The organism is Brucella lupini (genome assembly GCF_002252535.1).
In the GTDB taxonomy this organism is placed as follows: Bacteria; Pseudomonadota; Alphaproteobacteria; order Rhizobiales; family Rhizobiaceae; genus Brucella; species Brucella anthropi.
In genome coordinates this window covers 1-13,828 of sequence record NZ_NNRN01000023.1, presented here as the reverse complement: position 1 = coordinate 13,828, position 13,828 = coordinate 1, and the positions used below count along the sequence as shown (strand labels likewise).

Sequence of the window (13,828 nt, the reverse complement as noted above, 5' to 3'; positions counted from 1 at the left end):
GCCCTGTCTTTCTGTTTTCAGGTGCACCCTGACTGGAATGCAGGTTCCCGCTTTTCGGAATGTGCTTAGGAATTCACTTTTTTATATCCATGAGGTCGCTACATGACCACTTCGCCACCCGGCTCCGGTCGGCTTGGACGGCATCTGCTTGCCCGTCTGAAACATGCCGCTTATCGCGATCTGCGACAGGTGTTCTGCGAACTTGATCTACTGTCTCACACCGAAGTCGATGTCGACGGATTTTTCGCGATGCGCTTCGATATGGCGGAACAGACTTCCGATTCCACCGATGAAAACCGACCGGCACTCCCTCTGACCGGCCACCCGGTCCATGATATGCGTGCACTGAACGCTTATCTCGGTGCTGGCTTCGATCTGCATGCTTCCGGCGTGAGAGACCAGTTCGCTCTCCCGCTGCCATTTCCAAAATCCTTGCCTGACACAGATCATTATCCGGTCGAGCGAGCATATCTTTTGAAACTCCTGCGTTGTTTTCGCGCCGAGCCGGACATCGGTGATGTAGCTACGTGCCATCTTCTCGCACGGGCTTTGGAAGAGGGTAATTTGGGGTCGAAACCACTTCTGGAGCGTTCGCGCGGACGGCCTGGGCTTGTTATTGTGCGCACCGATATCGAAGGTTTTGATGATATCCTGTTACGGATGTTACGAGAACAGCGGCTTTATCGCGGGCACGTTGTAGCGCGCCCTCTCGAGCATTGGGAAACGACAACAGTCCGACAGTTAAAGCGTACAAGAAGCCGCATCCGCCAAGCAGATATCATTATCAATACTATCGATGTTAACTTGTTCGAGAAACTGGCGTTGATCGAAGGAGACAGTATCGGGGACGCCCTGTCGCGTGGTGAATGGCTTCTGGGTATCATTGATACGCAATACGAGATATCGACAAAGCTGAAAATTGTAGCAGATATAGTCCTCGACACCGGTCTGCTTGATGGCGCTCTTCTCAACAGGCTGCTTGATACGGTGACGGAGCACGATGCCGACACCGTCTTTCCAGATGATTTCACACTCAATTCATTGAAAGAGCTGAGACATTCGTTCAGGGAGGCAAACACACGGCAGGAAACTTTTGCCTATCTGCTGGCCCAATGGGAACTGGAGGGGCGAAAGTCCGCACGTCCGTCGCAGAAACAGAAGCAGGCCGAGGTCGACAAAACAAAGGGTAAAACCGATGACAAGAAATCGCTCTCGACTGAAGAACGCGGCCGACATGGCCGAAAGATCGTATCCGACAGCCAATTGATTGACCCAGAACCGCTTGATGATGGCTTCAGTGACATCGGTGCGGCAGAGAGCGCCATTCGGCGGACACCAGCTCTATGTGTGGAAACCTTGTCTGGCTACGGCGATGCGGTTGACTGGGCTTTGGCGCTTAAGGAAGACCTTGCGCTATGGAACACAGCATCGCTCGCCTGGTCTGATATCAGCACGCGGCTGCTTCTATCTGGCCCATCAGGCACCGGCAAAACCACTTTTGCACGGGCGCTTTGTAACAGTCTGCGCATTCCCGTCCTCGCGACTTCTATCGCGACATGGCTCCGGATGGGACATCTGGGTGATGTGTTGCTGCGCATGAAAACTGCTTTTGAGGAAGCGGCATCTCACGCCCCGGTTATCCTGTTCATTGATGAGATTGACAGCATCGGGCGACGTCAGGATTCGTCCCGCGACTATGCAGATTACTGGAATGCGGTCGTCAATCAGCTACTGGAGTTGATGGACGGGGCGGTTAAACAGGAAGGCATCATTATCGTGGGTGCTACTAACCGGCCTGGCGATATTGATGAGGCATTGTTAAGGTCAGGGCGACTGGAAACCCATATCCGGGTTCCGAAGCCTGACACGGATGCATTGATCGGCATTCTCACGCATCATCTGGGCTCCGACCTTAATGCTGTACTGGAAACACGACAGGTGGGGCAACAGTGATGAAAGGTTCCAGACCAGATGAATATGTCCGCAGTTCGCACGATCTACGCCCGCTGGCGCTGAAGGCACAGGGCATGACAGGGGCCGATATCGAGCGGATTGTCCGCCAGGCTCGCCAACAGGCGCGTCGCGAAAAGCGTCGGCTGACCTGGAAGGATATTGAAAAGGGCATATCCGGCAATCGCAGACCAATTCTACCGGAGGAACGCTGGCGCATGGCGGTACATGAGGCGGGTCATGCGGTCATCCGTCATATTTTGCAAGTCGGTCATCCCCTGACACTCAGCATTGAAGAACAGGTGGGGTTCGGGTTTGTAACGGAGCGTCGCAAGCTAATACCGCTGGAAAATGATTGCGAAGACAAGCTTGCTGTGATGCTGGCGGGAAGGGCGGCGGAAGAGCTTGTCCTTGGAGATGTCTCTGTCGGCTCCGGGATGCGGTCGGATAGTGATCTGGCTAACGCCACCGACCTGGCGTTAGGGATGGAAACGACGTTCGGCTTTTCCAAAGAGCAGCCATTACTGTTTCGCGACGGCATCGCACGGCGGGAACTGATCCGTGCAAATCATCCCGTCACGAAACGCGTCGATGAGCGGATGCAAAAAGCTTATGACGCCGCATGTAACGGACTTATCCGTTATGCGGTCCCGCACAGGACACTTTCCAAAACATTGCTCGAACATGGCGTTCTGGAGGGTGACGCCGTCACCGCTATTCTTGACGATGCCATCCAACGCCAGGATCAGCAGGGTAGTCATGTTTCGGTGAATGCAGCGGGTAACCGGTCTCAGGAGACGAACGCACCCGGCCCGTCCTGAACAGTCGCCTCGGGCTGACATTAGATCCAACGAATAAATCAAACCCACCCATAACGCGCTCGCCAACACGAACGCGAACGATCCCTCATATCCGATGAAAGGAATATCTCATGGCAACCATTGCACACGATGGCACATTCAACCGGCAAAGACTGGTAACAGAGATCGAGACACTCAAAGCCCTTGTTTGTGATCTCGAGCGTCTGCTCAACGGTGAGGAACCAAAACAAAGCAAGCTGGTGGACGCGCCATTGATCAACAACTGGCGTATTGATCGTCGGGATGCCGTATGCCTTGTTGGTACATTCCTGGATCATCCACGTCTGGGACCTATCGTGCCAAACGGCATTACCTCCGAACTGTGGTACATCGACCCCGAAAGAGAATATGCACGCACATTCAGCCGCTTCTACAGGCTGGGTAAACCAGTCCGGTTTCGGGATGGCAATCGTTGAGGCCGGTCTGTAAGAACAGAATGGAAGCCTATCGGGAGAGTAAGTAAGGGCAGGGCCGTGTAGAGGGGCGAGGAGAACGGCCCACTTTGCTCGACGCGGGCATGACGGTTCGGTCAAGGACCATTCTTCTTCGATGCATTTCTTTGCACAAAAATTGCCGTCAGAGCGACATGTTGCGTTTGAGGCGTATTGGAAGTACTGGGAATACGGCCCGGCCGATTTCGTTGCACCCTCGAATATTGAGAGCGCAGAACGCTTGCCGCAATGGGCTTTCTGCGAGGCGACACCAACCCTTCGTTATTTAGTAATCGCACGATTTGCCCCCAACTTGCCCCAGACTTCTGCAGGTTATCGAAGAATGAAAAATATTCGCGAATGATATGCTCAACCGGCGTTGTCCCCAAGGGGCCGCAGCCCTGCACTGGATAAATGTTTCTGCTTGTAGCAAGCCGCTGCAAAATGTTTCAATCACACCTGCGCATCAAAAGGATGCGAGAGGGGGAAGGAAAAAGACACAAGAAGCGGCTCCGTTTGTCTGAACTATTACAAGCGTTACGTTAACTGGATTTCCGCCGTGATTATGATGCAATTACCATCGGCGTCAGCAGATTCGAGGCAAATCCTTGTGGTCGCGCTTTCTCGCAAATTAATTGTTGCACTTTGGCGATATGTGGTCACAAGACCACCATCGAACCGAAAACTCCAATCTGCTCGCTTGGGATGAAATCGATAGGGGCTTTAAAATGAATATTGACACGTAACCCATCATATAAATCATTCTCCAGAGTCAGCTTGCCTTGGATGGGGGCAAGCGTTATTTTGCCTTAAAAGTAGGGCTATGGTTCCGGCGCAGCTATGTTACCATAAGCATCTCCTGTTTCGGGAATTAAGCCGAAGTCAGGCTGAGACCCTACTTATCCTTGCTATCAAGATTCTCCGAACTAGGTCTGTTTTGCAATTTTTTATCGAAGGCGGCCTATACGATAATGAAACATTCTGGTGAATAAGACCCCAAAAGTGCCGTATTCACCGGTAACCACGGAGTTGACTCGGCAGCGATATTTCTTCAAGTAGCCTATAGGACATCGGCAACAAAATTGTTCGAGAAAGTGGTAGTTGTGATAAATAAAAGATTAGTCCAGGTAAAACCATGAGTACTAACGCGTCTAGTGCAAATGCGCCCCACGAAGTTGTAATCGCCGAGCCGACAAAAGGAGCTGTTGTTGCCCTTCGTGATATCGTAGACGCTCTATCAAAATATCGATTAGCTTTAATATTCGGATGGCAAGATGTCGCCCAGCGATATCGCCGCTCGCGAGTCGGTGCATTCTGGCTGACTCTGAACATGGCTGTATTTATTGGCGCGGTAGGGCTGATTTTTGGAACACTTTTTCAAAGCGAAATGCGTGAATTTCTACCGTATCTTTGTGCAGGTGTTATCACTTGGGGGTTCATCTCAACATGTCTGAATGAGGGCTGTACCACATTTATTTCTTCTGATGGGATAATTTTGCAAGTTAGAATGCCACTTTTTACTCATGTTATGCGCGCTATATGGAGGAATATAATAATATTTGCCCACAATATTGTTATTTTTCCTATTGTCCTTATTATTTTGGGTAGAATGATAAGTTTTAATGTTCTTTGGGTGATTCCTGGATTCATCCTTTTATGTATAAATTTGGCTTGGATTATGTTAATGCTTGCTATTACTTGCGCTAGATTTCGCGATATGACGCAAGTCATAACAAATATTCTTCAAGTTTTATTTTATGCTACTCCGATTATGTGGATGGTTAAGATATTGCCTGATCATGTTTCGCGGACATTCATCGAATCGAACCCATTTTATCATTTCCTTGAACTGGTTCGCGCGCCGCTTTTCGGATCTCCGCCGTCTTTGCTTAATTGGACGTTCGGTTTTGCTTGCGCAATAATAGGTTGGGGCATCGCGATTTTATTTTTCGGGCGCTATCGTTGGCGTGTAGCATATTGGTTGTAGAAAATGAGTTTAATTCAACTTCAGAATGTTAGTGTCGAATTTCCGATCTATAACTCGACTAGTCGCTCGCTAAAAAATCGCGTTCTTAGCATTGCGACGGGTGGAAAAATCGAAAGGCGCAGTGATCGTCTTGTGATTATACGTGGTCTGGATGATGTTTCGTTGACATTCAGAGACGGTGATCGGGTTGGACTTATTGGCCATAATGGATCTGGTAAAACCACGCTCCTTCGTGTCTTATCGGGCATTTATACGCCCACACATGGAAGTTCGGTCATTAATGGCAACTGCGTATCGCTGATCAATATCAATCTGGGTATAGACCCAGATGCGACGGGAAAAGAAAATATTCGTCTGCGTTCCGCTATGATGGGGATGCCGCCTGAGGAAATTGCTGAAAAATTTGATCAAATCGCTGAGTTTTCAGGTCTTGGAGAATTCTTGGATGTTCCGTTCCGCACCTACTCATCTGGTATGCAGTTGAGGTTGGCATTTGCGACCTCAACTGCTGTTAGGCCCGAAATACTGATAATGGATGAATGGCTTTCGACAGGCGATGAAGATTTTAAAGAGCGCGCTAACGCGCGCATGCATGATCTTGTCAACTCAACGAGAATACTCGTTCTCGCAAGTCACTCAAAAGAATTAATGAGAAAGAACTGTAACAGAGTAATATGGCTTGAACATGGAAAAGTTAAACTAGATGGTTCTCCAGATGAGGTTTTGCCAATCTATTTTGGTGAGTAAGAGCATATAGAATGAATTAAAATGGGACTGTCACAGGCTTCTATTAGTTTCTATGGTGAAAATTTGCTGTAGACTACCCATGAGCCTCATTCTATAAGTCTAGATCATCTAATGTGAGAATGTTTTAATTCCCTGATAAGGTAGCGCTCCATTATGCGTAGTTTTTCTAGACGCCTAAGCCAATTGACCAACGCGCTACGCTATCTAACCCGGGGAGATATAGATGGTTTACTCAAGCGCTTAAAATGGCATGGTCGGGAATACTCTCATGTGAAAATGCAACGAAAGCTAGAAGGTGGAAGTAATAATATTGTCTGGGGCGTTCTTTGTACGCCGCAGACACTTTTTATCGCGAAAAAAATTGTTCAACGTTTTGCTTATCATAACATAAAAGCCGAAGCCATACTGGGCTCCGTCGAGAACTTCAGTCATGATTATTATATAGTGCTTAGCGCGCCAACGCTAGCGCTCCTTCCACCGCCAGATAAGCGATTTATATTCCAGCTTGAGCAGTCTACGAATTCGAGAAAGATCACTCGAGAGTATATCAGAGTGCTTGAAGATTCTCTGGGTTTTTTAGAATACTGTTTAACGAATATTGATTATTTCGCGAAGAAGGGGTTGGGCTTTCCACATGTGCATTATCTTCCAATTGGAGCGCAGCTCAACGATCTTAATTTAGCGGAAGAGAACTCAAAAAAATATGATTTTATATTCTGTGGCGATGCTGCGGGTAGTAAAAGGACACAAGACTTATTGTCTAAATTGCAGGAAACCTACACTGTCCGTATTTGTGATGGTATTTATGGCGACGATCTTCACAGTGCAATTCGAGAAGCCAAAGCTGTAATCAACATTCATTATTGCGCCGGAGATTTATTGGAAATTTCACATATATGTGAATGCATTTCTTTGGGCGTACCTGTTTTGTCTGAGAGTTCTTCTGACCAGGACGAATACCCTGAGGTTGCAAAAGCTGTGAGTTTCTTTGAAGAGGGGGCAGCCGAGAGTATGACAGCTCGGGCTTCTGAAATGTTAAGTTCCTTAGAAGAGAAAAGTAAGGCGATTAAAGGTGCTGTAGCTACAAGTTCAGCACGATTTAATTTCATGATGGATCGGTTCTTGGTCGCGATTGGAATGCTGTCGACTAACGTTGTGCTCGAAAATCCACTGTACTTGGCCCGAGATAGTAACTTTTTTGCCCTATCGTTGCCAGAGACCATTGAACGACGTTTGGCAATAGCGGATCATTTACCAGATGGTTGCGAATTATTTGATGGCATTAGGCATGGCTTAGGCTGGATCGGCTGCGGGGCCAGTTTTAATGCATTGTCACGCTATGCACTCTCAACCGATTGTCGTCAATTGGCTGTCATCGAAGATGATGCCGATCTACCGAATAATTTTATTGGCATTCTTGATGAAGTCCGTGCTTATCTAGACTCTAGAAAAGCGAGTTGGGATATTTTTTCTGGATTGATGGCTGACGTTCATCCCTCTGCTAAAATTCATTCAGTTGAACAAGTGGGCGAACGAACGTATGTGACTATCGATAAGATGACTAGCACCGTATTCAATATTTATAATAGATCGGCATTGGAGCTTTTGTCCCGATGGGATCCTCTTAACACGAATGCCGTAACCAATACGATTGACAGATACATGGAAAGTCAAAAGGATCTTCGGGTGGTTGTAGCTATCCCATTCGTCGTCGGCCATAAAGAGGAAGCTATATCTACGCTATGGGGTGTTGATAATCAGTACTATACTCCAATGATTGCTGAAGCGCAAAAGAAAATAGAGAATCTTATAAGAGAATGGGAAGGTTAGATTTTTGTTCTGTTTAAAATGAAGCGAGAACAGGAATATTCAGATTCTATATTATCGTATTAATACTGAATTATATTAAATTATTTTTTAAAAGCAGAAACTTTATACCCGTATGTCTCATGTGGAAAATAAATTATCAGGCCGGCAAATGATATAAATTGGACAAGCTAACGCTTGAAGGGTAATCCCCCCGTTAAATAAAGAGCTTCAAAAGTAGAATTTTCTCGGCAAGATGCTTGAGGAGATTTTGATGAAGAAGAGCCGATTTAGCGAACCTCAAATTTTAGCCATTCTGCGCCAGGCAGAAGGCGGCGTTCCTGTACCCGAGTTATGTTGGGAGCATGGAATGAGTACGGCCTCGTTCTATAAGTGGCGGCCCAAATACGGTGGAATGGATGCTTCCATGATCAGTCAGATGAAGGCTTTAGAAGATGAAAACCGTCGGCTGAAGAAGATGTATGCCGAAATGAGCATGCAGACAGAACTGCTGAAGGAGGCTCTCGGAAAAAAATGACGCGGCCATCTCAGCGCCGGGAGCTGGCCGCGAAAGCAGTGGCGCAACGTGGAGTGAGTATTGCGCTGGCGTGCCGGACATTTGGCGTCAGCGAAACCTGTTACCGGTATAGCCCACAATGCAATGCTGACAACGAGCAGATCGCTGATCTGTTACTGGGGCTTGTGAGGGTGAAAAAGACCTGGGGTTTCGGTCGCTGTTTCCTGTATATGCGCAATGTACAGGGCCACCGCTGGAACCATAAACGCGTTTACCGCGTCTACCGGGAGCTTAAACTGAACCTCAGGATCAAGCTCAGGCGGCGGCTGAAGCGCGAGAAGCCAGAGGAACTGGCGGTGCCCGATGCACCGAACATGGTCTGGTCAATGGACTTCATGGCAGATCGTCTGGCAGACGGTCGCCAGTTCAGGCTTTTAAACGTGCTGGACGACTTCAACCGTGAGGGGCTGCGCATCGAGGTGGACTTCTCACTCCCTGCCGAGCGGGTCGTGCGTAGTCTTAACCAGATCATCGAATGGCGAGGCAAACCGCTGGCGATCAGAGTGGATAACGGCCCCGAATATGTCAGCTCAAAACTGGTCGAATGGGCAGAGAGGCAAGGGATTGCATTAAACTACATCCAACCCGGCAAGCCTCAGCAGAATGCCTATGTCGAGCGCTACAGCCGAACCGTTCGGCATGAATGGCTTGATCTGTATATATTTGACAGCATAACGGAGGTACAGGAGATCGCCACACAGTGGCTTTGGACATATAACCATGAACGGCCCAACATGGGCATTGGCGGCATTACACCCGCTCAGAAACTGAAAATGGCCGCGTAAATTCTACCGATGAACCCCACTAAAATGGGGAGGATTACCCATTCATCTGGCCACTCAGCTGTAATGTGTCAAAACGAACGTGCTAGAAAGGCTGTTGACGAACGTGATGAATCTCTTTGAAGGATTATGCCTTATGGTTGCGCATGACGAAAAGCGATCTCATAGCCGATAATGTGGCTGATGTGCTGGGGTTCTCCGATGTTGAAAGTTCTATTCAAGGGGAAAGGAATAAATGAGAGCAGGGCGGACAGGAGAAAAATATGATACAGGATTACTTTATAGGTATTATAAAGTGTATACTTATTTCAGTTTCAGAACCATAAAATTTTGTTCAATTAAATGGTTCCGAATTAAGTTATAGAATTTTTCCTATTAGGAGAATCGAATAACTAACGAGAAACTTCGTCTTTCTCTTTACTTACTTAAAAAGCCGGTGGTCAACATGGTTAATTCTAGAATAAACGTTGTTTTCGTGGTCGACATACGCAATTGGGCCTTTGATAACGTGGCAAAGAGCCTAAAAGGAAAACTTTCGGAGTTTTATAAAGTTGATATTATTTATTGGGAGGATTTCCCTTCTATATTATCATTTTTACAAAGCATAAATCAGATGAATCCGGATTGCGTTCATTTTTTCTTCAGAGAACAACTTTCCCTCATATTATCAAATGTCGACGTCTCATCCAATTTATTGCGTATATTTTGCAAACGGGCCATAACTACACATATTCCTGACTATTTATATAGTGATGAAGTATCACTGATGAACAGGAGGAGGTTGTTAAATTTTGTAGATTCCTATTTCACAACCAACTCGGATCTTCATGGAATTTATAGGGATAGTCATTTTGTCCCCGACCCTTGGGGTGTAATTTATGATTGGATTGAGCTTGAACCGTCAACAAAGCCTGCTAACTCTGCGATTGATAAGGTTCGTATCGTATGGTCTGGAAATTCCTTGTGGGGCGAATATGCCGGGCATGTTGATTACAAGGGGTTGAAGACCGTGATTACTCCAGCTTTAACCTTGTTGAAAGATAAGCACAGTAATTTTGAATTTTTATGTATGGATTCATCAAAAGAAAAAATCACTAATCAGGAAGTTTTAGATGAAATGCATCGTGCGGATATCTTAATTATAGCCTCAGAGAGAGAAGGGACTCCTCTCACATTGATTGAGGCTATGGCAAATAGTTGCGCCATCGTAAGTACTGACGTTGGTATAGCGTCTGAAATTCTTCCGCAAGAGCAGTTAGAGTTTTTATACCCTCGCTCGAGCCGGGAACTTTACTCTAAGCTAGATAAATTACTCAGCAATCCTGTTCTCGTCCGAAGTCTGGGTGTCAAGAACAATGAAGCATGGAAAAAACACTTTGGGGTCGATAGTGATTTACGTGAGAAATGGCTTGACTTCCTAAACAGTGCAGTGAGACGCTACGAAGTTGAAGGTCCTTCTCGAAAAATTAATATGCTTCCAACTCAGATAAACTTTATGAGGGCACGTACTTTATCCGCAGTAAGGTGGACACGTCGAATTATTAATAAACTCGGAATGGTTGACGTTCTAAAGCAAATTTCTCCGAGATTTGCTTCCACCTATCATAGACTGATACACGGCTCGTACCGTAATCATGACATTGATTATTCGATCATCGAGAGTTTTTACAAATCTAAGATATCGAGTATGAAAATGTCGGATCCAATCGTCGTTGGTTCTCCAATGTGGAAGGGGGTAGCCGCCTCAACACAAGCTGTTTTTCCAGAGTATTATTTGAGATATCCATTTACGGAGCATGAATATCCTGAAGTGGAGGAGCATGTTTATCTTAAGAGAATGTCAGAGTTGTTGGCTCAATCTCCTGCGGAGGTAATAATATATAGCGGAGGATCTCTAATTCACAAAGAATTAGCTCGGTTGGTAAAAGTTGTTTCACCAAATAAACGGCAATATTTTATGTGGCATGGGTCTCCTGCACAATGGGTGGACGCTGGCCAATTGCGTTTCTTTAGTATGTGGCGCAGTGAGTATGACAATAATATTATTGATGGGATAATTTGTCTTAAGAGGAATCTCGAAGAGACATTGAACCAAATGGGGATACGTGCTTTCTATCTAATGAACCCCGTTCCAGTTATTGACGATATCCGATTACCGGGAGACCTATCGCACGAAGTTATCAACGTAGGATTGTTTTCTTCTATATCTTCATGGGCTAAAAATCCGTTTCCCCAACTGCTCTCCGTTTCAGGTTTTGATAATATTCTACTCACTACCAATATCGCAAAAAACGACGTTGAGTTGGCATTTCCAAAGCACGAAAGGGTGCAATATATTCATCATATGGATAGGCAGGATTTTATATCAGTTCTTAAGAAACAAGACATTAATCTATACATCACTAATACGGAATGTTCTCCAATGATTGCGCTAGAGAGTTGGGCCTGTTTAATACCTTGCATCGTCGGTCCAGCTGGCGATGTCTATTCGACAGTTGATGAAAAACTTGGCGCTTATCTAGTTGAAAAGAATGTAGATAATCCAAGCTTAATAGCTGAGCGGATCAAAAAGGTAATTGAAAATTACGATGAAATTGTTCATTTGTTAAGAGTTAATAGGGCTGTCCAAAGAGACAACTTTGAGCAAGCGAAGCAGTTAATTTTAAACCGCCTTTGAATTGTGGCGCAAAATACCAAGCCCATGCGATACGGTAAGCCCACGGTGAAGGCCGTCTTGCGATGACGGCCTTCTGACTGCCAGTCCTCGTGGTAACACTAGGAGTAGTCATATGACGAAGTATCCAGTTGAGGTGATCACGTCCGTTGAGCGCCGTCGTCGTTGGTGACGCGAAGACAAAGAGCGCCTCGTCGCGGCCTGCTTTGAGGCGGACGCGGTGGTCTCCGAGATTGCCCGTGCGGCCAGTATCCATGTCAGCCAGTTGTTCCGTTGGCGCAAGGAGCTGTGCCGGATCGAGGAACCGAAGACCGAGACGGCAACCACGTTGGTACGTATGCGCCGTCTCTGTCCCATTGATTTAGGGCATTTGGGGTGAGTGAGGTTTCTGCCAGAAGGTCTTCAGCAATAGCAGGAGAATCGTAAGCGTTCGCTGCGTGAACTGCCCCCCATTTCGACCGGACAGTCGGCATAAGCAGAAAGGCTCAAGCACAGGCTTGGGTATAGGCTTATGTCTAACGAGTATCGACACGTTGAATTGCTGACGGGTGATGTTCGCCGCAGGCGGTGGACAACCGAGCAAAAGCTGACAATCATTGAGCAGAGTTTCGAACCAGGCGAGACGGGATCGTCCACCGCTCGCCGCCATGGCGTCGCGCCCAATCTGCTTTATCGGTGGCGCAGGCTCTTGAGCGAGGGAGGTGCTGCAGCTGTGGATTCTGACGAGCCGGTGGTCGGCAATTCGGAAGTGAAGAAGCTGGAAGATCGCGTCCGCGAGCTAGAGCGCATGCTCGGCCGCAAGACGATGGAGGTCGAAATCCTTCGGGAAGCCTTGTCCAAAGCAGACTCAAAAAAACGGATATCGCGGCCGATCTTGTTGCCGAAGGACGGTTCGCGATGAAGGCCGTCGCAGACACGCTGGGCGTATCCCGTTCCAACCTCAACGAGCGGCTGAAAGGCAGATCGAAGCCGCGCGGCTCCTATCACAAGGCCGAGGATGCAGAGCTTTTGCCCATCATTCGCAGGCTGGTAGATCAAAGGCCAACCTATGGCTATCGGCGGATCGCCGCGCTCCTCAATCGCGAAAGGCGAGCCGCCGATAAGCCTGTCATCAACGCCAAACGGGTCCATCGCATCATGGGCAACCACGCCATGCTGCTGGAAAAGCACACAGCCGTTCGCAAGGGCCGCCTCCACGATGGCAAGGTCATGGTCATGCGCTCCAACCTGCGCTGGTGCTCGGATGGGCTGGAGTTCACCTGCTGGAACGGCGAGGTCATCCGTCTCGCCTTCATCATCGACGCCTTCGACCGCGAGATCATTGCCTGGACGGCGGTCGCCAACGCGGGCATCTCCGGCTCAGACGTGCGCGACATGATGCTGGAGGCGGTCGAGAAACGCTTCAATGGAACCAGAGCCCCACATGCAATCGAGCATCTCTCGGACAACGGCTCTGCTTACACCGCGAGGGACACGAGGCTGTTTGCGCAAGCACTCAATCTGACACCCTGCTTCACGCCGGTCGCCAGCCCGCAGTCGAACGGCATGTCGGAGGCCTTCGTCAAAACCCTGAAGCGGGATTATATTCGCATCGCAGCACTACCGGACGCAGAAACAGCGCTCCAGTTCATCGACGGATGGATCGAGGACTATAATGAAATCCATCCACATTCCGCGCTCAAGATGGCTTCCCCTCGGCAGTTCATCAGGGCTAAATCAAACTAGCCGACCTGTCCGGTGAAATGGGGAGCACTCCACTGCGAACCACTTGTGTCTTAGCTTGACGTCTTGAAGTTCCATGGAAGCATGTCGTCGAGTGGTAATCCCCCCGTTTTTAACGGGGCTCGTCAGTAGAAATCACGCGGCCATTTTCAGTTTCTGTGCGGGCGTTACGCCGCCGATGCCCATATTGGGACGTTCGTTGTTGTAGGTCCATAGCCACTGCGTGGCAAATTCCTGCGCCTCCTCAATACTTTCGATGATATATTGGTCGAGCCATTCATTCCGAACGGTG

Annotated in this window: 11 protein-coding genes and 1 pseudogene; 11 read left to right on the top strand and 1 reads right to left on the bottom strand. The window is 47.9% G+C overall.

Annotation, left to right across the window (positions count from 1 at the left end; all coding sequences use genetic code 11):
* The first annotated feature begins 102 nt into the window (after positions 1 to 102).
* From CES86_RS01825 to CES86_RS01780, 11 genes and pseudogenes are all read left to right on the top strand, one after another.
* Positions 103 to 1,953, top strand: a complete 1,851-nt coding sequence (locus CES86_RS01825; RefSeq protein ID WP_094513426.1) for an AAA family ATPase — start codon at positions 103 to 105, stop codon at positions 1,951 to 1,953.
* Positions 1,953 to 2,771 (top strand): ATP-dependent metallopeptidase FtsH/Yme1/Tma family protein, encoded by an 819-nt coding sequence (locus CES86_RS01820; protein ID WP_094513424.1) that lies wholly within the window; start codon positions 1,953 to 1,955, stop codon positions 2,769 to 2,771. Before CES86_RS01825 ends, CES86_RS01820 begins: the two co-directional genes overlap by 1 nt.
* 110 nt (positions 2,772 to 2,881) lie before the next feature.
* Positions 2,882 to 3,226 (top strand): DUF6634 family protein, encoded by a 345-nt coding sequence (locus CES86_RS01815; RefSeq protein WP_094513423.1) that lies wholly within the window; start codon positions 2,882 to 2,884, stop codon positions 3,224 to 3,226.
* Between the two features lie 133 nt (positions 3,227 to 3,359).
* The gene (locus CES86_RS27405) at positions 3,360 to 3,605 is read left to right on the top strand and encodes a hypothetical protein (RefSeq protein WP_167387081.1); all 246 of its coding nucleotides are present in this window, start codon (positions 3,360 to 3,362) and stop codon (positions 3,603 to 3,605) included.
* 771 nt (positions 3,606 to 4,376) lie between these two features.
* Positions 4,377 to 5,228: an ABC transporter permease gene (locus tag CES86_RS01810; protein WP_094513422.1), complete on the top strand. Its 852-nt coding sequence runs from the start codon at positions 4,377 to 4,379 to the stop codon at positions 5,226 to 5,228.
* Between the two features lie 3 nt (positions 5,229 to 5,231).
* On the top strand, positions 5,232 to 5,975 hold the full coding sequence (locus CES86_RS01805) for an ABC transporter ATP-binding protein (protein WP_094513421.1): 744 nt from the start codon (positions 5,232 to 5,234) through the stop codon (positions 5,973 to 5,975).
* 276 nt (positions 5,976 to 6,251) lie between these two features.
* The gene (locus CES86_RS01800; RefSeq protein ID WP_235819860.1) at positions 6,252 to 7,805 is read left to right on the top strand and encodes a methyltransferase type 11; all 1,554 of its coding nucleotides are present in this window, start codon (positions 6,252 to 6,254) and stop codon (positions 7,803 to 7,805) included.
* A 250-nt stretch (positions 7,806 to 8,055) separates the two neighbouring features.
* Positions 8,056 to 9,143 (top strand): IS3 family transposase gene (locus CES86_RS01795; protein ID WP_094513418.1). Its coding sequence is split into 2 segments (ribosomal slippage): positions 8,056 to 8,317 and positions 8,317 to 9,143, totalling 1,089 coding nucleotides; the frame shifts between segments, so codons are not numbered across the junction.
* Positions 9,144 to 9,585: 442 nt separating this feature from the next.
* Complete coding sequence (locus CES86_RS01790) at positions 9,586 to 11,817, top strand: glycosyltransferase (RefSeq protein ID WP_143851057.1); 2,232 nt, start codon at positions 9,586 to 9,588, stop codon at positions 11,815 to 11,817.
* A 184-nt stretch (positions 11,818 to 12,001) separates the two neighbouring features.
* Positions 12,002 to 12,193, top strand: a pseudogene (locus tag CES86_RS28250) (transposase); the annotation flags it as partial.
* A gap of 132 nt (positions 12,194 to 12,325) precedes the next feature.
* A protein-coding gene (locus CES86_RS01780) for an IS3 family transposase (RefSeq protein ID WP_094513414.1) occupies positions 12,326 to 13,539 on the top strand; the annotation gives its coding sequence in 2 pieces (ribosomal slippage) (positions 12,326 to 12,662 and positions 12,662 to 13,539; 1,215 coding nt in all).
* Between the two features lie 132 nt (positions 13,540 to 13,671).
* Here CES86_RS01780 and CES86_RS01775 read toward each other — a convergent pair.
* Positions 13,672 to 13,828 (bottom strand): integrase core domain-containing protein (locus CES86_RS01775; RefSeq protein ID WP_143851055.1); only part of this gene is annotated, 157 nt, incomplete at its 5' end.

Coding starts and splice junctions, on each gene's coding strand:
- CES86_RS01825 (WP_094513426.1), top strand. CDS start 103: ATGACCACTTCGCCACCCGGCTCCGGTCGGCTTGGACGGCATCTGCTT.
- CES86_RS01820 (WP_094513424.1), top strand. CDS start 1,953: ATGAAAGGTTCCAGACCAGATGAATATGTCCGCAGTTCGCACGATCTA.
- CES86_RS01815 (WP_094513423.1), top strand. CDS start 2,882: ATGGCAACCATTGCACACGATGGCACATTCAACCGGCAAAGACTGGTA.
- CES86_RS27405 (WP_167387081.1), top strand. CDS start 3,360: ATGCATTTCTTTGCACAAAAATTGCCGTCAGAGCGACATGTTGCGTTT.
- CES86_RS01810 (WP_094513422.1), top strand. CDS start 4,377: ATGAGTACTAACGCGTCTAGTGCAAATGCGCCCCACGAAGTTGTAATC.
- CES86_RS01805 (WP_094513421.1), top strand. CDS start 5,232: ATGAGTTTAATTCAACTTCAGAATGTTAGTGTCGAATTTCCGATCTAT.
- CES86_RS01800 (WP_235819860.1), top strand. CDS start 6,252: ATGCAACGAAAGCTAGAAGGTGGAAGTAATAATATTGTCTGGGGCGTT.
- CES86_RS01790 (WP_143851057.1), top strand. CDS start 9,586: ATGGTTAATTCTAGAATAAACGTTGTTTTCGTGGTCGACATACGCAAT.